Source organism: Lentzea flava (genome assembly GCF_014648475.1).
GTDB lineage: Bacteria > Actinomycetota > Actinomycetes > Mycobacteriales > Pseudonocardiaceae > Lentzea > Lentzea flava.
Genome location: NZ_BMRE01000064.1, coordinates 1 through 23959 on the forward strand (window position 1 = coordinate 1; position 23959 = coordinate 23959).

At 68.5% G+C, this 23959-nt stretch carries 20 protein-coding genes; 11 read left to right on the forward strand and 9 right to left on the reverse strand.

The genetic code is table 11. From position 1 onward, the window contains the following. Positions 1–429: 429 nt before the first annotated feature. Positions 430–978, reverse strand: coding sequence for a hypothetical protein (locus IEZ09_RS40105; RefSeq protein WP_189259081.1), 549 nt, complete (start codon positions 976–978; stop codon positions 430–432). 866 nt (positions 979–1844) lie between these two features. Between IEZ09_RS40105 and lanKC the strand changes: the two genes are divergently transcribed. The 4 genes from lanKC (at position 1845) to IEZ09_RS40125 (ending at position 8089) form a co-directional block, all read left to right on the forward strand. Continuing rightward, positions 1845–4412 carry a class III lanthionine synthetase LanKC gene (gene lanKC, locus IEZ09_RS40110; protein ID WP_189259082.1) on the forward strand — a complete coding sequence of 856 codons (2568 nt, stop codon included), beginning with the start codon at positions 1845–1847 and terminating at the stop codon, positions 4410–4412. A gap of 38 nt (positions 4413–4450) precedes the next feature. Further along, complete coding sequence (locus IEZ09_RS40115; RefSeq protein WP_090058697.1) at positions 4451–4615, forward strand: SapB/AmfS family lanthipeptide; 165 nt, start codon at positions 4451–4453, stop codon at positions 4613–4615. 142 nt (positions 4616–4757) lie between these two features. Next, entirely contained in the window at positions 4758–6371 is a 1614-nt protein-coding gene (locus tag IEZ09_RS40120) for an ABC transporter ATP-binding protein (protein WP_189259083.1), read from the forward strand. Next, positions 6371–8089, forward strand: coding sequence for an ABC transporter ATP-binding protein (locus IEZ09_RS40125; RefSeq protein WP_189259084.1), 1719 nt, complete (start codon positions 6371–6373; stop codon positions 8087–8089). The genes IEZ09_RS40120 and IEZ09_RS40125 overlap by 1 nt, the downstream gene beginning before the upstream one ends. Before the next feature lie 16 nt (positions 8090–8105). On the opposite strand, the gene IEZ09_RS40130 is transcribed toward IEZ09_RS40125, so the two are convergent. Both IEZ09_RS40130 and IEZ09_RS40135 read right to left on the reverse strand, forming a co-directional pair. Then, a complete protein-coding gene (locus tag IEZ09_RS40130) occupies positions 8106–8609 on the reverse strand; it encodes a DUF3145 domain-containing protein (RefSeq protein ID WP_109641265.1) in 504 nt (167 codons plus the stop codon). Between the two features lie 199 nt (positions 8610–8808). Then, positions 8809–10155, reverse strand: coding sequence for a S8 family serine peptidase (locus tag IEZ09_RS40135; RefSeq protein ID WP_189259085.1), 1347 nt, complete (start codon positions 10153–10155; stop codon positions 8809–8811). A 143-nt stretch (positions 10156–10298) separates the two neighbouring features. Here IEZ09_RS40135 and IEZ09_RS40140 point away from each other — a divergent pair, with 143 nt between their 5' ends. The 3 genes from IEZ09_RS40140 to IEZ09_RS40150 are packed head-to-tail and all read left to right on the forward strand — an operon-like array spanning position 10299 to position 13268. Further along, positions 10299–11534, forward strand: a complete 1236-nt coding sequence (locus tag IEZ09_RS40140; RefSeq protein WP_189259086.1) for a hypothetical protein — start codon at positions 10299–10301, stop codon at positions 11532–11534. Between the two features lie 12 nt (positions 11535–11546). Further along, positions 11547–11906, forward strand: a complete 360-nt coding sequence (locus IEZ09_RS40145; protein ID WP_189259087.1) for a VOC family protein — start codon at positions 11547–11549, stop codon at positions 11904–11906. A 21-nt stretch (positions 11907–11927) separates the two neighbouring features. Next, positions 11928–13268 (forward strand): dihydrolipoyl dehydrogenase family protein, encoded by a 1341-nt coding sequence (locus tag IEZ09_RS40150; protein WP_189259088.1) that lies wholly within the window; start codon positions 11928–11930, stop codon positions 13266–13268. Here the strand turns inward: IEZ09_RS40150 and IEZ09_RS40155 are convergent. The 3 genes from IEZ09_RS40155 to IEZ09_RS40160 all read right to left on the reverse strand — a co-directional run bounded on the left by IEZ09_RS40155 (position 13256) and on the right by IEZ09_RS40160 (position 14797). Further along, complete coding sequence (locus IEZ09_RS40155; RefSeq protein WP_189259089.1) at positions 13256–13879, reverse strand: TetR/AcrR family transcriptional regulator; 624 nt, start codon at positions 13877–13879, stop codon at positions 13256–13258. The two genes, IEZ09_RS40150 and IEZ09_RS40155, sit on opposite strands and share 13 nt — an antisense overlap. 95 nt (positions 13880–13974) lie before the next feature. Continuing rightward, a complete protein-coding gene (locus IEZ09_RS47050) occupies positions 13975–14193 on the reverse strand; it encodes a DUF6343 family protein (protein ID WP_229813372.1) in 219 nt (72 codons plus the stop codon). 1 nt (position 14194) lies between these two features. Further along, a complete protein-coding gene (locus tag IEZ09_RS40160) occupies positions 14195–14797 on the reverse strand; it encodes a hypothetical protein (RefSeq protein WP_189259090.1) in 603 nt (200 codons plus the stop codon). 135 nt (positions 14798–14932) lie between these two features. On the opposite strand from IEZ09_RS40160, the gene IEZ09_RS40165 reads away from it, so the two are divergent. The 4 genes from IEZ09_RS40165 (at position 14933) to IEZ09_RS40180 (ending at position 22895) form a co-directional block, all read left to right on the forward strand. Next, entirely contained in the window at positions 14933–15361 is a 429-nt protein-coding gene (locus tag IEZ09_RS40165) for a MarR family winged helix-turn-helix transcriptional regulator (RefSeq protein WP_189259091.1), read from the forward strand. 90 nt (positions 15362–15451) lie between these two features. Beyond that, positions 15452–17719, forward strand: coding sequence for a HelD family protein (locus IEZ09_RS40170; protein ID WP_268247683.1), 2268 nt, complete (start codon positions 15452–15454; stop codon positions 17717–17719). A gap of 19 nt (positions 17720–17738) precedes the next feature. Then, positions 17739–20306 carry an NACHT domain-containing protein gene (locus tag IEZ09_RS40175; RefSeq protein ID WP_189259092.1) on the forward strand — a complete coding sequence of 856 codons (2568 nt, stop codon included), beginning with the start codon at positions 17739–17741 and terminating at the stop codon, positions 20304–20306. Between the two features lie 9 nt (positions 20307–20315). Beyond that, on the forward strand, positions 20316–22895 hold the full coding sequence (locus IEZ09_RS40180; RefSeq protein WP_189259093.1) for an NACHT domain-containing protein: 2580 nt from the start codon (positions 20316–20318) through the stop codon (positions 22893–22895). Here IEZ09_RS40180 and crcB read toward each other — a convergent pair. The 3 genes from crcB to IEZ09_RS40195 are packed head-to-tail and all read right to left on the reverse strand — an operon-like array spanning position 22840 to position 23946. Continuing rightward, positions 22840–23178 (reverse strand): fluoride efflux transporter CrcB, encoded by a 339-nt coding sequence (crcB, locus tag IEZ09_RS40185; protein WP_189259094.1) that lies wholly within the window; start codon positions 23176–23178, stop codon positions 22840–22842. The two genes, IEZ09_RS40180 and crcB, sit on opposite strands and share 56 nt — an antisense overlap. Next, the gene (locus IEZ09_RS40190) at positions 23175–23522 is read right to left on the reverse strand and encodes a fluoride efflux transporter FluC (protein WP_229813373.1); all 348 of its coding nucleotides are present in this window, start codon (positions 23520–23522) and stop codon (positions 23175–23177) included. Before IEZ09_RS40190 ends, crcB begins: the two co-directional genes overlap by 4 nt. After that, entirely contained in the window at positions 23506–23946 is a 441-nt protein-coding gene (locus tag IEZ09_RS40195; protein WP_189259095.1) for a MarR family winged helix-turn-helix transcriptional regulator, read from the reverse strand. Before IEZ09_RS40195 ends, IEZ09_RS40190 begins: the two co-directional genes overlap by 17 nt. Positions 23947–23959 lie beyond the last annotated feature (13 nt).

Genomic DNA, 23959 nt, shown 5'->3' on the forward strand with positions numbered 1-23959 from the left:
CCACCCCATCGGCCACATCCACCTCGACTACACCAAGCACTACCAAGGCAAACTCACCCTCGCCGCCTAACCTTGTGTCACAACAACCGAGACAAACCTGCGACAGATCACCCGAGACACGACAGACACGCTTTTCGTCCGAGTTGACACCCCTCCCTGGGTGTGGCTCGCTCCGGTACGACTTGTGACGGGACACGCCCCACCCGGAACGCAACCACCCACGCAACAGCAAGCCGCCCAACGCAACCGGCGTGCCATCAACCCGCCCGCGGCGCTGGCGGGTCTTTGATCAGATTGGCGGGGTCTGGGGCGGAGCCCCAGAAAGCAACCGGCACATGACTACGGCACGCAACCACCTACGGACACGAAACAGGAACCCGCCAACGCACCAGGGGGACGACCCACAAAACCCACGCGCCCCCAACAACCTCAACACTTCTCCATCTGAGGAGTCCGGTTCTCAGGAGCCTCATCAACCTTGAGCTCCCCACCCTCCCAGACCATCACATAAACAACTCTCCACCGGATACACGACTCAGGCAAAGCAACCGGTGCCTTGGCAACGTCCTGAGTGGACACAAAGCTGATCAACACCCGCAACCGCCGCAAGACCACATCGGACTCGACCCGCTGCACCACCATCCCCCGGTCCAGGGTGGTCTCGTAGTCAGCCAGCCAGGTCTTCTGCACGGTCTGCGAAACCCGCCGAGCAGACACCACAGACCGCCACAACCCGAAGTCCCGCCGGTTGATCGAGTCGAAGTACTTCTGCAGCACAGCCTGAACGTCAGTCCGATCAGGATGCGAGAACGAGTCGGGACTCAACCGAACCTCGGTGGTCCCAGGCACCGCCGCCCCGGACACCGACGACACCGGCACCACAGGCTCACCTTTGGCCTCAGCGGGACGCGAGTAAACGGTCCGCCCCACCATCCCAGCCGCCACCGCGGCCCCGGTGATCACCACCACGGCCGGCACCAGCCATCGGCTAGCCAAACTCCCCACACGACCAGCCTAGCCGTGCCCGTCGAGCCCCTTACTTCCCCGCCGAGCCCCACGCTCCTCCGCCGAGCCCCAACGCTCCTCCGCCGAGCCGCCGCACTCTCCTGCCGAGCCCCCGGCACTCCTCCGCCGAGCCCCCCGGCACTCCTCCGCCGAGCCCCCACACTCCCTTACCGAGCCCCCGGCACTCCCTTACCGGGCCCGGCGCTCCCCAGCCAGCGCACCCACCCCAGGCCTCACGCGCGCGTACCCGCCCACACCCCCGCCCCACACAGCAGAGCCCCACTCACAAACACTCATCCGTTACATCAAAACATAAACTTCACCCAAAAGATTACATTCTCCCCAGATGCAACTTGCATGTAGCAAGACAACGTTTGCTACATAAACCCGAACCCTCAATATCCTCCTCCGAATGGGTGCTTCCGGGCTAACCAATACGCCCGGTCAGCCGTACTAAACACGCATTGGAACCCATTTACAGCTTCACCCGAAAAGACTACGGAACACAGCGCGTGCACGACGGTTGTACACACCCAACTATACGTGGAGATCGACCTGGAATACCGCAGCTCACAGCGCCACACAAATCCAGAACGATACAGGACCGTTTAGCAAAACCCCAGGACGAGTACGCTGACTCGCCAATCAGCAAACCTCGCAGCCGGGTGAGACGGATCCAAACCTCATCACCATCAGTCACATACGCGCCGGTAACCAGCCCTCTTTCGGACACGAACGGCGGACCCATATGCCTCGAATGGCGGATTGGCCATAGCCGGTGAATTGTGCGGGAATATGCCGCGTAAACGAAATCGCAAAACCGTCGAGGAGGGAATTCGGTGGACCTCAGATACGAGGCGTTCTGCTTCGCGGATCGGCGGTTCTACGATCTGCAGAGCAGCACCGAAAGCGACCTCCCAGGCGACGACTTTTCGCGTGAGCTGCCCGAACTGCCGGCCGACTGGGTACAGGTCGAACGCAACGTGTGGCGGCACCTGCACCCGGCCGGAGTGCAGCTGCCCAAGCAGGGCTGGAAGATCCACGTCTCCGCTGGTCTCGACAACGCGAGCAAGGTTCTGAAGGCCACTTTCGACTACTGCGTCGAACGGCGAATTCCGTTCAAGTACCTGCCCACGATCTCGGTCGTGCTCGCCCGCAACTCGAAGTACGCGCCCCGCGAGGGCAGCGGCAAGCTGATCACGATCTACCCCACGGGCACCGAGCAGCTCGAACAGATCCTCACCGAGCTCTCGGCCACGCTGGAGGGCGAGCACGGCGCGTACATCCTGAGCGACCTGCGCTACGGCAAGGGCCCGCTCTACGTGCGCTACGGCGGGTTCTCCGAGCAGTGGCTCGAGCAGGACGGCCAGCAGGTGCTCGCGATCGAGGGGCCGGACGGCACCCTCATCCCGGACAAGCGCAAGCCCGTCTTCAGCGTGCCGGAGTGGGTGCAGCTGCCGGAGTTCCTGGCGCCGCACCTCGCCGAGCGCAACGCGGGTGATCCGGAGCAGTTCCCTTACCGGATCAAGAGCTCACTGCACTTCTCCAACGGCGGCGGCGTCTACCTGGCGGCGCGCAAGAGCGACGGCAAGGAGGTCGTGCTCAAGGAGGCGCGGCCGCACGCCGGCCTCGACCGCGAGGGCCGGGACGCCGTGGCGCGGCTGGAGCGCGAGTACGAGATCCTCTCGAGGCTGCGTGGCGTCAAGGGTGTTCCCGAGGTGTACGACCGCTTCGTCGAGTGGGAGCACCTGTTCGTCGCCATGGAGTTCATGCCGGGGCGTTCGCTCGGGCAGTGGCTCGGGATGAACTACCCGCTGACGCACCGCGACCCGACGCCCGAGCAGCTCGCGGAGTACAAAACCCGCGCGCTCGCTCTCGTCGCCAAGGTCGAGGACCTGATGACGAGGGTGCACGAGCGCGGCGTCGTGTTCGGCGACCTGCACACGCTCAACGTCCTGGTCGACGAGAACGACGAGGTCTCGCTGATCGACTTCGAGCTGTCGTCGACGATCGAGGACGTGCACCGGCCCACGCTCGGCGCGCCCGGCTTCCAGGCTCCGCCGGACCGCGAGGGTTTCGAGATCGACGAGCACCCGCTCGCCGCGCTCAAGCTGTGGATCTTCCTGCCGCTCAACACGGTGCTGGAGCTCGCACCCGCGAAGCTGCCGCAGCACGTGCAGGTGGTCAAGGAGCGCTTCGGGCTCTCCGACGAGTACGGCCAGTCGATCATCGACGTGCTCACGCCGCGCGTCGACCCGCCGACCGGTCCGTCGTTCACCGAGTTCGACGACCCGGAGCCGGACTGGAGCGTCATCAGGAAGTCCATCGCCACGGCGATCCTGCACAGCGCGACGCCCGAGCGGTCGGACCGGCTGTTCCCCGGCGACATCGAGCAGTTCGAGGTCGGCGGCACGTGCTTCGCCTACGGCGCGGCGGGTGTGCTGCACGCCCTCGACGTCAGTGGCGAGGGCCGCTACCCCGAGCACGAGGACTGGCTGATCAGGAGGGTTCGCCAGGACCCGCCGAAGCAGCCCGGTTTCTTCGTCGGCGCGCACGGCATCGCGCACGTGCTGGAGAACTTCGGCCACCACGACGTCGCGACCGAGCTCGTCGAGGGCTACGCCGAGCTCCTTCCCGCCACGAAGGACCACGGGCTGAGCGCGGGGCTCTCCGGCATCGGGCTCAACCTGCTGCACTTCGCGACCACCCGCCACGACGACAGCTTCACCACCAGGGCCGAGGAGCTGGCCGAACGGCTCGCCGCGCAGCTGGCCGACGCGCCAGGACCTGGCGACAAGGCGAAGGCCGGTCTGCTGCACGGCTGGTCGGGGCCTGCGTTGTTCTTCCTGCGGATGTTCGAGCACACGACCGACCAGCGCTGGCTCGACCTGGCGGAACGGGCGCTCGAACGCGACCTGGCCGAGACGATGGTCGCGCTGGACGGCTCGCTGCAGGTGCGGGACGGCACGTTCAGGAGCCTGCCGTACGTCGGCATCGGCGGCGCGGGCATCGCGTTGGTGCTCACCGAGTTCGCCGCGGTCGCGCCGGACCGTCCGTGCGTCGAGAAGCTGCCGGAGCTGCTGAGCGGGTGCACCGGCGAGTTCGTGATCCAACCGGCGTTGACGCTGGGCCGGGCCGGACTGATGGCCACACTCGCCCACGCGACCCGGCAGCGGCCGGACGAGCGGCTCGAGCGGTCGGTGCGGCAGCACCTGCGGGCGCTGGGTTGGCACGCCGTGCACTACGGCGGTGGGCTCGCGTTCCCCGGTGTGCAGCTGCGCAGGCTGTCGATGGACCTCAACACCGGCGGTGCGGGCGTGCTGCTCGCCATCGCCTCCACAGTGGACGGACGTCCACCGCTTCCCTTCCTCGGAAGGGCACAGACCCCGGTCCACTCGGGCCGGTAGCAGTAACCCCCGAAAGATCCCTCGAAAAGGAGAGTGTCATGGGTTTCATCCTTGACATGCAGGACCTGGAGACCCCCGAGGCCCCGAGCAACGCGATGGCGTCGGGCCACGGCGGCGGTGGCGGCGGCGGCTCCACGACCGCGTCGAACGCCTCGCTGCTCCTGCCCTGCTCGCACAGCACCGTCAGCCTGCTGGCCTGCTGAGCTGCTCCACAACTGATTCACCGCGGTAGATGAGCGGCATAGGCGAAGTATGCCGCTCACCCACCTCTGCAGGGCCCGGCAGCCGGCCAGCTGTCGGGCCCTCGCTCATGATGCGCCCTCATGACTTCCGGAGGAACGGCCGATGGCAAAACCGGGTGACGCCCTGCTGTTCTCCGTGGTCCGCAGAGACCACCGTCCGTGGCTGCTGCTGCTCAACGCGGCGATCGCCACCACCGGCGGCCTGCTGCTCCCCGCCGCGCTGGCCGATGCCGTCGACATGGCGCTGGGCGGCACGTTCGTGCTGGTCACCGTGCTGTGGCTGCTTCTGCTGGCGGGTACCGAGATCGTCGGCGACGCGATCGGCATCGTGCTCGCCGCCACCATCACCTCCCGCGCCACCGCGTGGTTGCGGCGCAGGCTCGCCAGGCACCTGCTCGCGGTCGGGCACCCGTCGCCGTTCGCGGCCGGTGACGCGGTGAGCAGGATGACCGGCGACTGCGGCAACGCGGGCGGGATCGCGGTCACGCTGATCACGCTGCTCGTCACCGCGGTGTCGTCGGTCGGCGCCGTCGTGGCGCTGGCGTTGCTGGACTGGCGGTTGGCGGCCGTGTTCGCGGTGAGCGTTCCACTGGCGATGCTGCTGGTCCGCACCCACATGCAGCTGACGGCCGACGACGTGCTGACGTACCAGGAAGTGTCCGGTGAGGTCTCGGCCCGCCTGCTCGACTCGGTGTCGGGTCTGCGGACGATCGCCGCCGCGGGCATCGCGGACCGCGAGACCAACCGCGTGCTGCAGCCGCTCCCCCGGCTCGCCGCGGCCGGCGCGGGGATGTGGCGCACCCAGGCGAAGATGATGTGGCGGGCCGGTCTGCTGCTGCCCGCGGTCGAGGTGGCGGTGCTGACCGCCGCGGGTTTCGGTGTGCTGGAAGGCAGGCTGAGCCCCGGCGACGTGCTCGCCGCGCTCGGCTACGCGGCACTCGGCATGGGCGTGGTCGGGCAGATCCCGCAGCTCACGGCGCTGGAACGCACCAGGGCGTCGGCCACCCGCATCGCCGAGGTCCTCGACACCCCGCCTCCCGCCCGGCCGGCGGTCGTTCCCGGCTCCGGCATCGAACTGAGGAACGTCAGCGTCGACGGCGCTCTGCACGACGTCAGCATCACGATCCCCGAGGGTGCGTTCGCCGCGATCGTCGGCAGCTCCGGCGCCGGCAAGTCGACGCTGGCCGCCGTGCTCGGTGGACTGTCCGCAGTGGACTCCGGCACGGTGGTGCGGGACGGCGAGGTCGGCTACGCCTTCGAACGCCCGGCACTGCTCGGCGCGACGATCGGCCGTTCGATCGGCTACGGGACCGACGCGGACGAGGCCCAGGTGCGTGACGCCGCTGTCGCCGCCCAGGTGCACGACGTGCTGATTCGCCTGCCGCAGGGCTACGAAACGCCTCTGGCCGACGCCCCGCTGTCCGGCGGTGAGGCGCAACGGATCGGCTTGGCGCGCGCGATCGTCCGCGATCCAGCGGTGCTCGTGCTCGACGACGCCACCGCCAGCCTGGACACCGTGACCGAGGCCAAAGTGGACGCGGCGCTCACCACGGCTCTGCCAGGCAGAACGCGGGTCGTGGTGACACATCGCCCGGCCACGGCAGCGCGTGCGGACCTGGTCGTGTGGCTGGAGGACGGCCGGGTGCGCGGCACCGGCACGCACCAGGAGCTGTGGGACGACGAGGACTACCGCGCCGTGTTCACCGGGGGTGAGTGATGCGTTTCTACTTCTCCACTCTGGCCGGGCACCGCCGCGGCGTCCTGATCCTGCTCGGCTGGTCCGCACTCGAAGGCGTTCCCGCGTTCTTCGGCGGCAAGCTCGTCGGCACCGCCGTCGACAGGGGTTTCGCCGCGGGTGATCCGCTGGCCGGTGTCCTCTGGCTGCTCGCCTTCGCGGCACTCGCGGTCGCCGGCGCGCTCGGCCAGCGCCAGGTCTTCGCACGGCTCGGCGACGTCGTCGAACCCATGCGCGACGCGCTGGTCACGCGGGTCGTGAAGGGTGTCCTGAACGATCCGGCCCACCGCCGCACCCCGGACGCCAGCGCGGTCGCCATGATCACCCGGCACGTCGAGGTCGTCCGCGACGCGACCGCCGGTGTCCTGGTCCAGGCACGCGCGCTGCTGGTCACGACGGTGGCCGCGCTGGTCGGCCTCGCGACCACAGCCGCCGCGTTGATCTGGCTGGTCGTCCTGCCGATCGTGGCCGCGCTCCTGCTCTTCGCGCTCATGCTGCCATCGCTCGCCAAACGGCAACGCGACGCCGTGATGGCCGACGAACACACCGCGGAGGCATCGGGCGCGGTGCTCACCGGACTCCGCGACGTCGCTGCCTGCACCGCGTCGGACGAGGCCTACGACGACATCGCCACGCAGATCACCCGGCAGGCCAGGGCCACGATCACCGTCGCGTGGGCGAACTCGTTGCGCGCCACGGTGATCGCGCTGGGCGGCTTCGCCCCGATCGTGCTGCTGGTGGCGTTCGCTCCCCCGCTCGTCGCATCGGGCCGGCTGACCACCGGTGCGGTGCTGGCCGCGGTCGTCTACCTCACCAACAGCGTGAACCCGGCTCTGCACGGCCTCGCGCGCACCACCAGCACCGTCGTGATGCGGCTGATGGTTGCCCTCAAACGACTTCAGGAAGCCGCACCGCAGACCGGCAAGGATGACGGCGAGGAAATCCCGTCCAACGGCGAGTTCGTGCTGCGTGACGTCACGTTCGGCTGGAGCGCGGACGCGGAACCGGTGCTGCGCGACGTCTCGCTCAGCCTGAAGCCGGGCGACCACCTGGCCGTGGTGGGCCCGTCCGGCATCGGCAAGTCCACAATGGCCAGTCTGCTGACCGGTCTGATGCCGCCGGACAACGGCAGCGTCCTGTTCGGCGGCGCGCCCGTCGACCGGGTGGTTCCCGAGGTGAGGCACCACGCGATCGCGCTGATCCCGCAGGAGACGTACCTGTTCACGGGTACCGTGCGGGAAAATCTCGCGCTGCTCGCGCCGTGGGCGACCGACGAGGATCTGCTCGACGCGGTGGACAAGGTTGGCGCCAAACAACTTCTGGACCGGCTGGGCGGACTGGACGCCTCGCTCGGCCATGCGGGCGAAGGACTCTCCGCCGGTGAGGCGCAACTCCTCGCACTCGCGCGGGTGTACGTCACGTCCGCGAGCGTCGTGATCCTCGACGAGGCGACCTCACACCTGGACCCGGCCGCGGAAGCCAGGGTCGAACGCGCCTTTGCCGGAAGGGACGGGATTCTCGTGGTGATCGCGCACCGGCTGAGCTCGGCGTTGCGGGCGAACCGCGTGCTGGTCATGGACGGCGGCAGGCCGTTGCTCGGCACCCACGAGCACCTGCTGAAGACGTCCCCGCTCTACGGACAGCTCATGCTGGCCTGGGATCCCACCCGCCACGAGGAAACCCCGCTGCCCAACCGGTAGCGGGGTCCACTCAGGACTATCCGACCCTGTGCAGCCAGGTCACGGGCGCGCCGTCGCCGGCGCGGCGGAACGGTTCCAGCGCGTCGTCCCACGCCGCGCCGAGCAGCTCGTCCACCCCGTGGGCGAAGGACTCACCACCGCGCGACCGTGCGGCCAGAGCACGCAGCTGGTCCTCGTTGACCACGATGTCACCGTTGGCCGAGGTTCTGGCGTGCCACAGTCCCAGAACAGGTGCGAAGCAGAAGCGTTCGCCGTCCTGACCTGGTGATGGTTCCTCGGTCACCTCGAACCGGAGCATGGGCCACGCGCGCAGCGCAGCCACGAGTTTCGCGCCGGTGCCGGCCTCCGCCGTCCATGCGCATTCAGCGCGCAACTGGCCTGGTGCCGCGGGTTGCGCTGCCCACCTGAGGTCCACTCGTTCACCGAGGGTGCCCGAGATCGCCCACTCGACGTGCGGACAGACCGCAGACGGCGACGAGTGGACGTAGACCACGCCACTGGTGCTGCCACGGGTGCTCACTGCTGACCTCCGCTACTCGACGAGGGACGTCTTCCCCTACGCCTTTGCCGAGCGAGGTGATCACCGTGAAACCCGTTCGCTGCATTCTGCCTCGACATGAGGCATGTCCGCCATAAGAACCAGCTCGATCATCACCCGACCGGGGCAGATACAGGCCTTTAGTCCCGATCTCCCCGGCCGAGTGATGCGTGATCGTGATCTACAGGGCGTTTACCGCGGCAACCACGTCCACCAGACCCGTTCCCTTGTCGAACGACGAGGTGTAGGGGCCGACGGCCGTGTAGCCGGTGCCGTACTTGTGGGCCGTCGACTTCAGCGCCCGCTCGATGTCGGCGGGCGTCGCGGAAGGCTTGGCCTGGAACAGCTGTGCGACGATGCCGGCGATCTGCGGAGCCGCCATCGACGTGCCGCTGATCGTGTTGTACGTGCCGATGTCGAGCAGCCCCGGCCCGTTCTGCGGCTGCAGACCGGTCGAGCAGATCGGCAGGTAGAGCCGGCAGGCCGAGACGATGTTCTCGCCGGGAGCCGAGATGTCCGGCCAGGTCGCGGGATCGGTCTTCAGACCGCGCGACGAGAAGTCGGACAGCGCGCCGTCACGGGTGCCGGTGCCCTGGTCGTTGTAGGAGGCCGCGGAGATCACGCCGGGCGTCGGGTCCTGACCGGGCGGGTTGGACAGGTTCTTCGAACCGTCGCCGCCGTCGTTGCCGTTCGCCCACACCACGACGACGCCCTCGGCGACGAGCTGACGCTGCAGCTTCACCGTGACGGAGTCCGGGTCGAACGCGCCACCACCGGACGGGCCGTAGGAGTTGTTGATCACCTTGATCGGCGGGCAGGTCGCGGCGGGCACACCGGCGCCGCACGGGGCCTTGTGGTTCTCCAGCACCCAGTTCAGCGCGGCGTCCGCGCCGAGGATGAGGATCGCCGCGCCGGTCGAGATGACGACGCCCTTCGCGCCCGGCGCGGAACCGCCGACCTGCGTGCCGTCGGAGAGCTGGTACGGCGTGCCGATCGCGATGCCGGTGACGTGCGTGCCGTGGCCACCCAGCGACGTCGTGTCGGTGTCGACGAGGTTCGGCACCGGGACGATGCAGCTGGTGTCGGTCGACCCGTCGGCCGCGCACAGGCTCTTCAGGTTGCGGACGATCTTGCCGCCGGCGAACGCCGGGTGCGTCGGGTCCACCCCGGAGTCGATCACCGCGACCGAGACGCCCGCGCCGGTCAGCCCGGACGCCTGCTGGGCCTCGCGGCTGCGCGTCGCGACGGTGCCGGAGGAACCCAGGAACTTCGCGGGCCTGGTCACCTCGACGCGCGCGACGCCCGGCTTGGCGCGGGCAGAGGAGATCTGCGTCGAGGTGCCGCGAGCGGCGACCACGCCGATCTTGCGGAAGCTCGTGAGCTTCTGCAGACCGGCCGCCTCCACCGCCTGTTCGGCGGAGGTGAGATCAGTGCCGTGGACGTAGACCGTCGAGGACGTCTGGGCGGCCCCGACAGGGGTAGAGGCAGCCACGAGCACTACGGCGAGCAGTGCGGCGCGTTTGAACATGGACCCTCCGTGAACATAGGCAGGCAATCCATCTAACGAGTGATCCACTTATCGGTGACGGGTGTCACGCAACGTCTCGACTGGGTGCGTTTGGTCGACCCCGGACCGCTACCGTGTCCCCCCGTGCGGAAAGGTGGGGACTCGTGCGGCTGATCCGTCTGGGCGCTGAACCTTCAGCCATTGGGGCGGACGTCCGTGCCGCCCTCACGGCGTGTGGCGCGGGTACCGAGGTCCTGGGTGGGGTGGCGCTGACGGGCGTCCAGCCACCCGACTGCCCCGTGCCGCTGGACGCGATCGTCGTGCTGCCCAAGGGCGTTCTGGTGATCGTCGGCGTCGACCTGCCCGATCCCGCTGTGAAGCTCGAGGCGCCGCTCGGCGGTCAGTGGAAGATCGACGGGTGGCCGCTCATCAGCCAGGACGGCGCGGCGAACCCCGCGACCGAGGCGGTGGCGGCGGCGACCGCGGTGGCGCAGCGGATCCAGGCGATGCGCGCGGAGCCGCTGCCGGTCAGCACGGTCGTGGCGGTCGGGCCGTTCGTGAGCCAGGTCGTGCAGCCCACCTCCGACCTCAACCGCGGCGTGCGGGTGCTGCACCCCAAACCGTCCACTTTGCTCAGCGCCGCCCGTGAGCTCGCGACGTCATCGGTGCCGTGCACGGCCGACCACGCGATGAAGCTCCTCGCGATCCTGCAGACCACCGGCACGCCGCCGGACGCGGGGACCCTGCTCGCCGAAGGCTTCAGCGACGCCGTCTCCCCCGACCTCGCGGCCGCGAGCACGATGCTGATCCCGAAGGTCCACGCCGGGCACGTGCTGGCGCGCAAACGCTTGCAGAACAAGGTGCCGATGCCCTATCTCGCGATCGGCGCGCTGGTCGCGGTGCTGCTCTTCGTGTGGCTGGTCGTGGCCGTCTCCGGCGACGACAAGCCGGCCGACGCGACGCCGGAACCGTCGGCGACGGCACCGACGACGGTCGTCGTGGACGGCACGACGTTCGTGCCGAAGGACGTCAGGAAGGACAAGGACTGCCAGGCGCAGGCGTTCGGCGACGCGAAGGCGTGGCTGATCGCGAACGAGTGCGGCGAGCTGCAGCGCGCCACCTATGAGACGAGCGTGCAGGGCAAACCGGTGACGGTCATGGTCGCCGATCTCAACCTCCTGGACTCGCCGAGCGCGACCGCGTTCCACAAGGTCGTCGCCGCGCCGGGGTCGGGCGGCGTCAACGGGCTGGACGGCAAACCCGTGGAGAACGCCGCGTTCGCGACCGGCGTCAAGGGAAGCCACGTTCAGCTGGCGTTCGTGGTGTGGTCCGGTGGCGCCGGCGATGCGGCCCTCGACCCGATCGCCAAGCAGGCGTTGCGGCTGCCCGCCACCCGGTAGAGGGTGGAGGGCATGGTCGGACAACTTCGTTCTGTCGTGCTCGACTGCCCGAACCCCTCCGAACTGGCGTCCTTCTACGAGAAGCTGCTCGGCGCCGAGCGCCTCGCCGGTGGTGACGACACCTGGGTGGTGATCGTCGCGAACGGCACGCGCCTCGCCTTCCAGCGCGCGCCCGAGTACCAGCCGCCCACGTTCCCGGACCCGCACGGCTCCCAGCAGTTCCACCTCGACGTGCTGGTCGAGGACATCGAGGAGGCCGAGCCCAAGGCCCTGGCGCTCGGTGCGCGGCTGGTGCAGAAGGACAACGACGACACGTTCCGCGTCTACGCGGACCCCGTCGGACACACGTTCTGCCTCGTGTGGCTCACCTAGTTCGCGCCTACTGTGGGCGCCATGGACTTCGACGTCATCGTCATCGGTGGTGGCCCCGTAGGTGAGAACGTGGCGTGGCGGACGGCCGCGGGAGGCCTGTCCACCGCCATGATCGAGAAGGAGCTGGTCGGCGGCGAGTGCTCGTACTGGGCGTGCATGCCCTCGAAGGCGTTGCTCCGGCCCGGTCACGCGCTCGCGGCCGCCCGGCGGGTGCAGGGCGTGCAGGCGGGGTCGCTGGACCCGGCCGAGGTGCTCGCGCGCCGCACCGGCTTCACCTCCAACTGGGACGACTCCGGCCAGGTCAAGTGGGCCGAGTCGGAGAACATCACGGTCATTCGCGGCGATGGTGAGGTCACCGGCGAACGCGAGGTCACGGTCGGCGGCGAGGTCCACCGGGCGCGCCAGGCCGTCGTCGTGTGCACCGGCAGCGTGCCGAAGATGCCGCCGCTGGACGGCATCGCGGACACTCCGGTGTGGACGTCGCGCGATGCCACGTCGGCGCGCGAGGTTCCGGACTCGCTGGTGGTGCTGGGTGGCGGTGTCGTCGGCGTCGAGATGGCGCAGGCGTGGGCGCGGCTGGGGTCGAAGGTGACGCTGGTGGTGTCCGGCGACCGGCCGTTGCCGCGCATGGAGGAGTTCGTCGGGCCGCTCGTGGTCGAGGGCCTGCAGGAGGACGGCGTCGAGGTGCTGCTCAACGCCCGTGCGTCGGCCGTCGCGCCGGGTGCGCTGACGTTGCAGGACGGCAGGGTCGTGCAGGGCTCTGAGATCCTCGTCGCCACCGGACGGGTGCCGGCGACGAAGGACGGCAAGCCGCTGACCGTCGACGACACCGGCCTCGTGTCCGGTGTGGACGGACGGTGGCTGTACGCGGCCGGCGACGTGACCGGGCGCGCGTTGCTGACGCACCAGGGCAAGTACCAGGCGCGGGCGGTCGGAACGGCGATTCTCGAACGGTCGCGCGGGTTCGAGCCCAAGCAGTGGTCGGCGGGCCAGGCGTGGGCGGACCACGTGGCGGTGCCGCAGGTGGTGTTCACCGATCCCGAGGTGGCGTTCGTCGGCCACACCGCGGAGGAGGCGCGCAAGGCCGGCCGGGACGTCAAGGTGGTCGACCTCGACATCGCGGTCGCCGGCTCGTCGCTGCACGCGGACGGCTACCGCGGCAAGACGCGGATGGTCGTGGACGAGCGCACGCGGACTCTGGTCGGCGTCACGTTCGTCGGCCAGGACGTCGCCGAGCTGCTGCACTCGGCCACCGTCGCGATCGTCGGGGAGGTCACCGTGGACCGGTTGTGGCACGCGGTGCCCTCGTACCCGACGATCAGCGAGGTCTGGCTGCGCCTGCTGGAGGCCTACGGGCTCTGAGGGGCGGGCTGCGGTTCCAGGACGGAACCGAGCATCCCGGCGAGCAGCTCGTTCGCCGTGCCGACCACGTACGCGCGGTCATCGGGATCGACGCGTTCGGCGAGCTTGAACAGCGCGTCCGCGGTCTGCACGGCGATCCGGAAGGTCAGCATCACCGGGGCGTCGCCGTGCGCGCCGAACCGGTTGACGAACAGCTCCGCCAGCCGTTCGGCCATCAGCTCGTACTGGTCGACGCTGGAGTCGAGCCGGTGGCTGTCCAGCATGTCGCTGAACCGCACCCGGCCGAAGCCCGGCACGTCGGTCAGCATCCGCATGTAGACGCTGACGATCTGGGCCATGGCCTCGCGCCACGTGTCCGCGATCAGGTCGGCGGCGAACAGCTGCTCGACCTCGTGGAGATACGTCTCCATCCCCCGCAGTGCGAGAGCGTGGACAACAGATCGTTTGTCCGGGAAGTACTGATAGAAGGAACCAATGGGCACACCGGCCACATCGACGATGCGCGCCGTGGTGATGTCGTCGTAGTCGTATTCGTTCAGCAGGCTCGCACAGGCATCCAGGATGGCGGCGACAGTGGCCGCGCCACGCTGTTGCACCGGCTGCCGACGCATCACCCTGGCTAACCTGTCCCTGGCCGGGTCTTCATGCACGCGAACATCTTTATCCATACGACCCGTTGAGCCCAAGCACAGGTTCCCGACAGGTTTCAGCCCGGATCTCCCCGGCGTTTGCGATGAAGAACCCAACCGAAGTCGACAACGCAGACAACGGCGAGTAGTAAAAGCACGATTGCGAGCCAGACGAGGTCAGCTCTCAGTGCCAGCCATCCCGCGACCGAGTTGAAGACCAGGCCGAACCCGGCAAGCCACAACCGCAGCGTCAGAGCACTTCGCGGAGGCGCCGGGGGTGGCAGGTAGTCGCTCACCTCATCCGGTTTCCCGCAGCAGCGGTGCGTCAACCCGTCGCAGCGGCCTCGGGGGTTTCGTCACATAGGGCCTAATGAGACGCGTCAGGGCCAGACCAGGCGCGATGAGCGGCACGACGGCGGTCAGCACGGCGGCTGTGATGCCCGCTCGCATCACGTCCTTGGGCATGACGGCGACGCGGTCGACGACGAAGGCACGACGCCCGGTCAGCGACACGGCCGCGAGGACGACCAGGAACACGACCATGCTGAGCATCGCTCGTTGCACCGCGTGCTCGTATCCGGCTGCTTCTCCCGCGATCAGCACCGCGAACCACCCGGCGAGCGCGGGCAGCTGACCCTGTTCGGTCGTGGCCGCCCAGCTCAGCCCGCCGAGTGTGGCGAGCCACCCGAGCACGCCTCTGCGCTCCTGCGCCCACAGGGATGCCGCGTCGAGGGGAATACCGGTCCAGTCGAGTACGCCGAGCGGAGTGAGCGGGGTGTCGGCGAGTTGGCCGAGCACCCAGGCGAGCGTCCACGCCGACAGCGGCACCGCGAGGACGAGTTGCCACCGAGGCCTGCGCACCACGCAACGGGCGAGCCGGACGATCTCCGCACGCGTCATACCCCCACCTTGCCGCTTCCAGGTGGTTTGCGGAGAAACGTCACCCCAACGCTCACCCGCACGGACCCTCTCCGAGTGGGTTGATCACGTAGCGCAATCCACGATCGGGGGACAGATCTTTTCTATGCTGAGGACATGAGCATTGATCAGCTTCTGCATCTTCCCAGCTACCTGATGCTCGGGCTGGTCAGGGAAGCCCGCAGGCTCGCACGGGGCGACCTGCGGGGGCCGCACGTCACGGTGCTGGCGTTCCTGGCCGAGCAGGAGGCGGTGGCGCAGAAGCGGATCAGCGACAGGGTGCGGATGGACGCGAGCGACCTGGTGGCGGTGCTCGACGATCTCGAAAAACGAGGATTCGCCCTGCGCAGACGGGACGAGCGGGACCGGCGGAGGTTCGCCGTGTCGATCACCGAGGCGGGCAGACGGGCGTTGCGCGAGCGCCTGGAGAAGGCTCGGGCGCACGACGAGGAGCTGCTGGCGCCGTTGACGTCGGACGAACGCGACGAGTTGACCACACTGCTGCGGAAGGCGTACCTGCATCACGCCGATTTGCGTGTAGATTAGACAGTCTGCGCTCGCACGACCGGGGTGCGGGCAGGAATAAGTGACGCAGGATTAAACCTGACGTCGCATAGTATCGAGAAATGAGGCAAGTTGTCAAGCCCCTCCGATGACCTCCGGCTCGCCGAAATGGAGCCGGAGCAGGAATACGTGGCCATGTTGTACGGCCGGCTCGACGACCTCCGCGAACAGACGTCGAAACGACTCGCACAATCGTTGCGACAAACTGGCGGCACGCACCAGATGCGGTCCGAGCGCGACACCTCGGTCGCGATGTACACAGATCAATTGGCTCAGTACAGCGCGGTGGAGAACGGCCTCGCGTTCGGCCGGCTCGATTTCCACAACGGAGACCGCTTCTACATCGGACGAATCGGTCTCTTCGACGAGGACAAGGAATACGAGCCGCTGCTGATGGACTGGCGGGCGCCCGCCGCCAGGCCGTTCTACCTCGCGACCGCGGCCTCTCCCGACGGCGTGCGGCGGCGCCGGCACCTGCGCACCCGCTCGCGCAAGGTCATCGGCCTCGACGACGAGGTCCTCGACATCAACTCGGCCGACGTGTCCCGCAGCGAGACGCTGACCGGCGAGGCGACGCTGCTGGCCGCGCTGAACGAGTCGCGCACCGGCCAGATGAGCGACATCGTCGCGACGATCCAGGCCGAGCAGGACGTCATCATCCGGTCCGAGCTGAACGGCGTCGTCGTCGTGCAGGGCGGACCCGGCACCGGCAAGACCGCGGTGGCCCTGCACCGCGCCGCGTACCTGCTCTACACCCACCGTCGTCAGCTGGCGAAACGCGGTGTGCTGGTCGTCGGACCGAACACCACGTTCCTGCGCTACATCAGCCAGGTCCTGCCGTCGCTGGGTGAGACGGGTGTCCTGCTGTCGACGGTCGGCGAGCTGTACCCAGGTCTGACGGCGACCGGCAAGGAGTCGCCGGAGGTCGCGGCCGTCAAGGGCCGCATCCAGATGGCCGACGTGATCGCCGCGGCCGTGCGGGACCGGCAGGAAGCGCCCGCGTTCGTCGACATCCGCTTCGACAACGACGTGCTGCGCCTCGACCGCCGCGCGATCTCCGACGCGCGGGGCAGGGCGCGCCGGACCCGCCGCCCGCACAACGAGGCCCGCCGCACGTTCGCCCGCGAGATCATCTCGACGCTGGCCTCGATGGTGGCTTCCCGCCTCGGCGGACACCTGCTGGACAAGGCGGACATGGACGACATCCGCCGCGAGCTCCGCGAGTCCGACGAGGTGCAGGCCGCGATCTCGTCGCTGTGGCCGGTGCTGACGCCGTTCTCGCTGCTCTCCGAGCTGTACGCGAACCCGAAGCGCCGCAACCGCGCGATGTCGAAGTTCACGCGCGAGGAACGCGACCTGCTGCACCGCACGACGGACGACTGGACCCCGGCGGACGTGCCGTTGCTGGACGAGGCCGCGGAACTGCTGGGCGAGGACGACACGGAGGCCAAGGCCCGCGCCGAACGCCAGCGCCGCCAGGCCATCGAGTACGCCCAGGGCGTTCTCGACATCCTCGACCTCGAGGACGACGCGGACCCCGAGATCCTGATGGCCACGGACCTGATGGACGCCTACCGCCTGGCCGAACGCCACGGCGTCGACCGCTACGAGACCGCGGCGGAACGTGCCGCCGCCGACCGCACGTGGACGTTCGGCCACATCATCGTCGACGAGGCGCAGGAGCTGTCGGCGATGGCGTGGCGCACGTTGATGCGCCGCTGCCCCAGCAAGTCCATGACGGTCGTGGGCGACATCGCGCAGACCGGTGACATCGGTGGCGCGACCTCGTGGGACACCGTGCTGTCCCCGTACGTGCAGAACCGCTGGCGCCTCACCGAGCTCACCGTCAACTACCGCACCCCGGCCGAGATCATGGAGGTGGCGGCCGACGTCCTGGCGTCCGTGGACTCCTCGCTGGTGCCGCCGACGTCGGTGCGCGAAACCGGTGTGCCGCCGTGGGTTTCCGCCGTGTCGTCGTTTGCCTCGGAGGTGCCCGCGCTGATCGCGGGTGAGGTCGCCGCCGTGGGTGACGGCAAGATCGCGGTGATCGTGCCCGCCGCCCTGCTGGAGCCGGTCGGTTCCGCCGTGGTGGCGGAGGTGCCGGGGTCGTCGATGGGCAACGATCTCGAGGAGGCCCAGGTCGTGGTGCTCGGCGTGACCGACGCCAAGGGCCTGGAGTTCGACTCGGTCGTCGTCGTCGACCCGGCCGGAATCCTGGAGGAGTCGCCGCGCGGCGCGTCGGATCTGTACGTCGCGCTGACCCGCGCCACGCAACGACTCGGCGTCGTGCACACCGGAACGCTGCCCGATGTGCTATCCCGGCTGAAGGACGTTTCGTAGCGAACGGTGGAGGCCTGGGGTGGCGAACCTGGACGCGGCGGTCGGCCGCATCGTCGTGTCCGTCAGCAACCAGCTCGCCCCCAGGCTCTCCCAGCTGATCCCTCCCCCGCCGCCGGACGTCGACCCGGTGTTGCTGTCCTACCTGGAATCGCCGGACTTCGCCGAGGTCGCCCGTCAGGTCGTGCTGTGGCGCGCGATGCGGGGCTCGCTCGACGCCGGCCTGTCCGCCGACCTGCGCGAGCAGATCGTGCAGGGCCTGCGCCTGTCCGGTGCGTCGGCTGATCCGAAGGCGGTGCTGGAGGCATTGGCGTCCCCGGAACCGTTGCGGACAGGCGATCTCGACACCCCGACGGCGGTCGGCGTCGCTCATCTGGCCAGTGCCGTCAAGAACAACACCCTCGTCCTGCGCCGCGCGCCGTCACTGGCGGACTTCCACTCCTACGCCGCCCAGCTGCGCTCTCGCATCGCCGCGATGCACGGCGAGATGCGATTACCGCACATCGGGGTCAGCCGCTCCGTGCCGTACGACGAGCTGTACGTGCGGCCGACGCTGTCGCCGGACATCGCCGTCTCGTCGCTGACCGCCCCCGGCCGCCGCACCGTGCTGCTCGGCGACCCCGGCGCCGGAAAGTCCACGCTGGCGGGAAAACTCACGCACGACATCGCGCTCGACGCCGAGGAGCGCGTCCCGTTCCTGTTGGTGCTGCGGGACTTCACCGCCTCGTTCCGCGAGGGCGGCCGCGAACTGCTGAAGTACTTCGAGCACATCTGCAACGACCCGTACAACCTCCCTCCCCCGCGCGACGCCGTGGAATACCTGCTGCGCAACGGCCGCGCCGTCGTGGTGCTCGACGGCCTCGACGAACTGGTGCAGCCCGAACTGCGCCGCCGCGTCGTCCGCCTGGTCGAGGGCTTCGCCCACCAGTACCCGCTGACTCCCATCGTCGTGACGGCCCGCAAGGTCGGCTACCTGGAAGCACCGCTGAGCGAGTCGCTCTTCACCGTCGGCACGGTCGACGACTTCAACCCCGGCCAGGTGGCCGACTACGCGGCCCGCTGGTTCGCCCTGGACGCCGCCACTCCCGCCCACCAACGCGCCCGGCTCGCCGACGCGTTCCTCAGCGAGAGCACGGAAATCGAGGAACTGCGCCGCAACCCGCTGCTGCTGGCCCTGTTGTGCGCCATGTACTCCAGCGAGCACTACCTGCCGCGCAACCTCGCCCAGGTGTACGAGCGTTGCGCCGTCATGCTCTTCGACCGCTGGGACTCCATGCGCGGCATAGCGTTGCCCGTGCAGTTCCAGGGCCGCCTGCGCGCCGCCGTCCAACACCTCGCGTGGTACCTCTTCGACGGCCCGGAACCCGGCGCCGCCCTGCCGCGCAGCCGAATCGTGCGGCTGCTCACCAACTACCTGGTGACCAAGTCCTTCGACCCGGACGAGGCCGAGGGCGCCGCCGAACGCTTCACCGAGTTCTGCACGGGCCGCGCCTGGATCCTCACCGACGTGGGCGCCACCGCGAGCGAACCTCTCTTCGGCTTCACCCACCGCACGTTCATGGAGTACTTCGCGGCCGAACACCTGGTCCGTAAACACACCACCTCGACTGCGCTGTGGAACGCGTTGCGCTCCCACGTCTCGGAAGGCGCCTGGGACGTCGTCTCACGCGTCGCCCTGCAACTGCACGACCGCAACGTCGACGACGGCGCCGACGAGGTCCTCGCGCTGGCGATCCGCGACAACAGACTGGAGTTCGCCGCTCGGTGCCTCAGCCACCTGACACCGCGCCCGGAAATCGTCCGGGGCATCACGATGCTCGCTCTCCGCCGAGCCGCGGCGATCCCCCTCGACGAACGGATCTTCTACCGCCCCGAGGTGGACGATCCGCTGTTCTTGTGCCTGCTGGAGAGATTGCCCGCGAACAGCGCCACGATCCACCGCGCGTTGGCCGAAGACGCCGCGCGGCTCTACGACGAGCAGAACCCCAACATCTCCGGTCTCCTGCGGGGCCTGCTCGGATTCGTCCCCCTCGACACCGAGCTGGAGTCGGCGCTGCGCGACGTCTACTGGGAGAAGGACCTGCGCCCCCTGCCGAGGCCCTGGCTGCCCACAGTGGACGGTCTCGCCGAACTCACCACGCTGGTGGTGGAGCTGGGTCCTCGGGCGCTGTTCGAGGACTACCTCTTTCTCGGCGTGGTCGCGTCGTCGCCCGCGCGGGTTCTGTTGTCGTCGGAGAGAACCCCGATCATCGACCGGGACGCGGCCCGCCGCCTGGCCACGCAGATCGCCAGTTCGAAGCGGCGATGGATCGCCTACGAGAGCTGGTTCGACAACCGCCGGCTGAAGCCCTCGATCAAGCTGACACCACGCGAGGAGCTGTGTCCTGACCTGGTGTTCCTGTTGTGCCTGCCCTATCTCGAAGCGCACGTCGACTTCGAGCAGGAGCTTCCCTTCAGGCTCCCACCGCACCTGCGGGACTTCGCCCACAGCCGGGGCAACCACCCCTGGAAGCCCCCGGAGGGCATGTCGGAGGCCGTGGCCGACCTGCTGATCGCCTGGACCACCAGGGACTTCAACGTCTTCGAATAGGAGCTCTCGTTGCACAGCATCGAGTCGGCGGTCATCCGGGTCGTCGCCGAGGTGAACGAACAACTGGCACCCTGGTCGGCCGAGAAGGCGGAGTTCAGGCAGGCGCCCGCCAAAACCGCGGCGACCGAAGACCTTTTGAACTATTCCAGCCGCGATGACGTGGAGGCGTTGGAGGTTTACTTGGGCTCTCCCGACTTTGCCACCGTGGTCGCACAGCACCGCGTGGCCCACATCGGCGGCAATGCCGCGAAAGACCAGCTGAACCACGGGCTTCGGCTCGCCGGGCTGTCGGACGACCTGCTGGGACGCGCCACCGAGGTGGTGTACGACGTGATGGTCGCCGCCAGCACCCCCGTGTCCATGCAGTTGAACGCATTGAGCTCCACGTTCATCATAGAGGACCTGTACTCCGCGGCCGTGAGCAACGGCGCCATGCTCAAGCGGCTCAAGTCCACCGCACGCATCCACGCCTTCGCCGCACGCCTCCGCGATCAGGTCGTGGCGCTGCACAACAGAATCCGCCTGCCGCACGTCGGCGTCAGCAGGTCCGTCCGGTACGACCAGCTCTACGTCGAACCCACGCTGACCTCGTCATCCGACATCGAGCTCGACACTCCCGGCGGGCGGGTCGTGGTGCTCGGCGACCCCGGCGCAGGCAAGTCGACCCTGGCGGCGAAGTTCGCACACGACATCGCGTCCGACGGCTCACGCAGGGTGCCGTTCCTCCTGGTGTTGAGGGAGTTCACCGCCTCGTTCGACGCGGGCGGTCGCGATCTGCTGGATTACCTGGAAAAGCTGTGCCAGGCGCCGTACAACGTCAAGCCTGTGCCTGACGGCGTCGAGTACCTGCTGCGCAGCGGCCGAGCCGTGGTAATCCTCGACGGCTTGGACGAGTTGGTGCAGACCGAGCTGCGACGGCGGGTTGTGGCGCTGGTGGAGGGGTTCGCGCACCTGTATCCGCTGGTGCCGATCCTGGTCACCGCACGGAAGATCGGCTACGAGGAAGCGCCGCTGAGCACCGACCTCTTCACCACGAGCCACATCGCGGAGTTCAGCGAACACCAGGTCTCCGACTACGCCACTCGGTGGTTCGAGCTGGACGAAGCCACCTCTCCTGCCGAACGCGAACGGCTGGCGGGCTCCTTCCTGGAGGACAGCGAGCAGATCCCGGAGCTGCGCAGCAACCCCTTGTTGCTCGCCCTGTTGTGCGCGATGTACTCCAGCGACCGGTACCTGCCGCGCAATCTCGCCCAGGTGTACGAACGGTGTGCGCTGATGCTGTTCGAGCAGTGGGACTCCAGGCGCGGCATTCCGTTGCCGATGCGGTTCCACGGCCGGTTGCGAGGCGCGGTGCAACACCTCGCGTGGCGGATGCTCAACACGAAGGAGTCCGGCAAGGCGCTGTCCCGCACGAGGATCATCAACGTCCTCACCCAGTACCTGGACTCGAAACTCGACGACCACGACGAGTCACTGGCGATGGCACAGGAGTTCCTCGCGTTCTGCACCGGCCGCGCGTGGATCCTGAGCGATGTCGGCGCGACCACGTCCGAGCCGCAGTTCGGCTTCACGCACCGCACTTTCCTGGAGTACTTCGCCGCCGAGCACCTGGTCCGAACACACCGCAACGCCGCAGACTTGTGGGCGGTGCTCCGGCCGAACATCGGCCAATGGGACGTCGTCGCTCAGATCGCCCTCCAGCTCTACGACCGCAACGTCGAGGGCGGAGTGGACGAACTGCTGAGCGAGGCGGTCAACAACGACGGCCTGGCGTTCGCCGCGCGAGCGCTGCAGTACGTACACCCCTCCACGCACATGGTTCGGACGATCGTCACAGCCGCGGTGGACAGGTCTGTGCTGTGCGATGTCGAGGATCGGCTCGAGGCCCGCGACCACCTCGTCGAAGTCGACCTTCCATTGCACGAGTGCATGGGAAATCCACCTGGGGTGAACCGGGTTCTCATCGGCCGGATTGTCGTAGATCGTCTCGGTGAGCACGTGGAGCGTGACGAGCTCGGTGCTGCACTCCTGCACCCTTTTCTCCGCAGTCCGGAGACGGACGTTGAAGGCAGGCTGGTCGACCGGTACCGCGAACGGCTCGCGACACTGTGGAAGAGTTCGCCTTGGGCGCCATCGATCTCTCTCGTGCTGAGTGGGCCAGGAGTCTTGACGGAGATCCTCGAGCGTTCCGGACTGCGTCCCCTGTTCAGGAAGTACCGCTTCCACAACCGGTTGGTGAACGGAGTCGGCGTTGCGTTGCTTTTCGGCCATCCTGAGCTGGATCGGCCAGACCTCGTCGCGATCGCGATGAGCATGGTGCCGCTGCCGTGGGGCACCGAAACGGAGATCACGGACCACCTCCCCGGATGGGTCCTCGACGACGAGATGCCCATAGACGCTGTCCAGATGATGCTGGCGTTGCCAGCGCTGGAAGGCACAGGCACGAGCCGGGATCGGGCCTCGGAATGGCTCAACCAGGAGAACATCCCGCTTCCGGTGCGGGAGTTCCTCGTCCGGTGGATGCGCGGCGAGATCAGCGTGCTAGCGCCAGACCCAGAGCCGCGGCGCCGACACCTGCCGCCACACTGACCACGACGTTCAGCAGTGCCAGGCGGTACCTCTCGCTCTCCAGCAGCTTCACCGTCTCGTAGCTGAACGTCGAGTAGGTGGTGAGCCCACCGCAGAACCCGACCCCGAGCAACGGCATCCACGACGTCCCGACCACAAACCCGATGAGGAAGCACCCGACGACGTTCACCGTCAAGGTGCCCCAGGGGAAGCCGGACCTGTGCCGCGCCTGCACGAACCGGTCCAGCAGGTACCGGCAGGGCGCCCCGAGCGCCGCGCCGAGAAACACCGCGAGCACGGTCATCGCATCACCCGCAGCCCGACAAACGCCGCCAGCACAGCACAAACCGGTGTGGCCGGCAGTGCCCACGACCACGACGCCGCGTAGGAGGAGAACGTCGTGAACCCGCCCAGCAGCCCGACACCGAAGAACGCCCGCACCAACGGCCGCGGCACCAGCCCCATCAACACACCGATGAGAAACGACCCCAGCACGTTGATGACGAACAGCCCCCAGGGGCCCGGCACGAAGGTCGACAGCCCGTAGCGCGCGACGCCGCCGAGCCCGCCGCCCAGCGACACCAGTGCCACGAACGGCAGGTGCAGCCGGGCGCCCTGGGCGCGAAGCTCGTCAGTTGGGTTCGGCAAGGTGCTCCACCAGGTGGTCGAGGGCCTTGAGGGCGCGCACCACGTCCTCGCGCTCCGAGGGCTCCAGCTTCGACAGGGCCGACCCGATTCTCTTCTCGTGCTCGCGCTGCCAGACGAGCAGCTGTTCGTGTCCACGGGGTGAGACGGATAGTCGCGCTACCCGCCTGTCCTTGGGGTCTCCGCCGCGGACGACGAGGCCCGAGTCGATCAACTGGGACACCAGGCCGGAGACGGTGTTGGGGGCCAGGCGCAGTGCCGCGGCGAGGTCGCCGACCTTCATCGGCGGACGTTCCGCGAGGGTCTGCAGCAGCTCTACCTGCGCCATCGGCAGGGATTCCCACGGCCAGTCCGCCCGGATGCTCGTCCGCAGCGCCCGGCGCAGGCGAGTGACGACGTCGGTGAGCGTGCGGGCTTCGTCTGACATGCGGAAATCCTAC

Excerpts from the sequence above, each read along its gene's own strand:
- IEZ09_RS40115 (WP_090058697.1), top strand. The coding sequence starts at position 4,451 with ATGGGTTTCATCCTTGACATGCAGGACCTGGAGACCCCCGAGGCCCCG.
- IEZ09_RS40120 (WP_189259083.1), top strand. The coding sequence starts at position 4,758 with ATGGCAAAACCGGGTGACGCCCTGCTGTTCTCCGTGGTCCGCAGAGAC.
- IEZ09_RS40125 (WP_189259084.1), top strand. The coding sequence starts at position 6,371 with ATGCGTTTCTACTTCTCCACTCTGGCCGGGCACCGCCGCGGCGTCCTG.
- IEZ09_RS40135 (WP_189259085.1), bottom strand. The coding sequence starts at position 10,155 with ATGTTCAAACGCGCCGCACTGCTCGCCGTAGTGCTCGTGGCTGCCTCT.
- IEZ09_RS40145 (WP_189259087.1), top strand. The coding sequence starts at position 11,547 with ATGGTCGGACAACTTCGTTCTGTCGTGCTCGACTGCCCGAACCCCTCC.
- IEZ09_RS40150 (WP_189259088.1), top strand. The coding sequence starts at position 11,928 with ATGGACTTCGACGTCATCGTCATCGGTGGTGGCCCCGTAGGTGAGAAC.
- IEZ09_RS40155 (WP_189259089.1), bottom strand. The coding sequence starts at position 13,879 with ATGCGTCGGCAGCCGGTGCAACAGCGTGGCGCGGCCACTGTCGCCGCC.
- IEZ09_RS40160 (WP_189259090.1), bottom strand. The coding sequence starts at position 14,797 with ATGACGCGTGCGGAGATCGTCCGGCTCGCCCGTTGCGTGGTGCGCAGG.
- IEZ09_RS40165 (WP_189259091.1), top strand. The coding sequence starts at position 14,933 with ATGAGCATTGATCAGCTTCTGCATCTTCCCAGCTACCTGATGCTCGGG.
- crcB (WP_189259094.1), bottom strand. The coding sequence starts at position 23,178 with ATGACCGTGCTCGCGGTGTTTCTCGGCGCGGCGCTCGGGGCGCCCTGC.
- IEZ09_RS40195 (WP_189259095.1), bottom strand. The coding sequence starts at position 23,946 with ATGTCAGACGAAGCCCGCACGCTCACCGACGTCGTCACTCGCCTGCGC.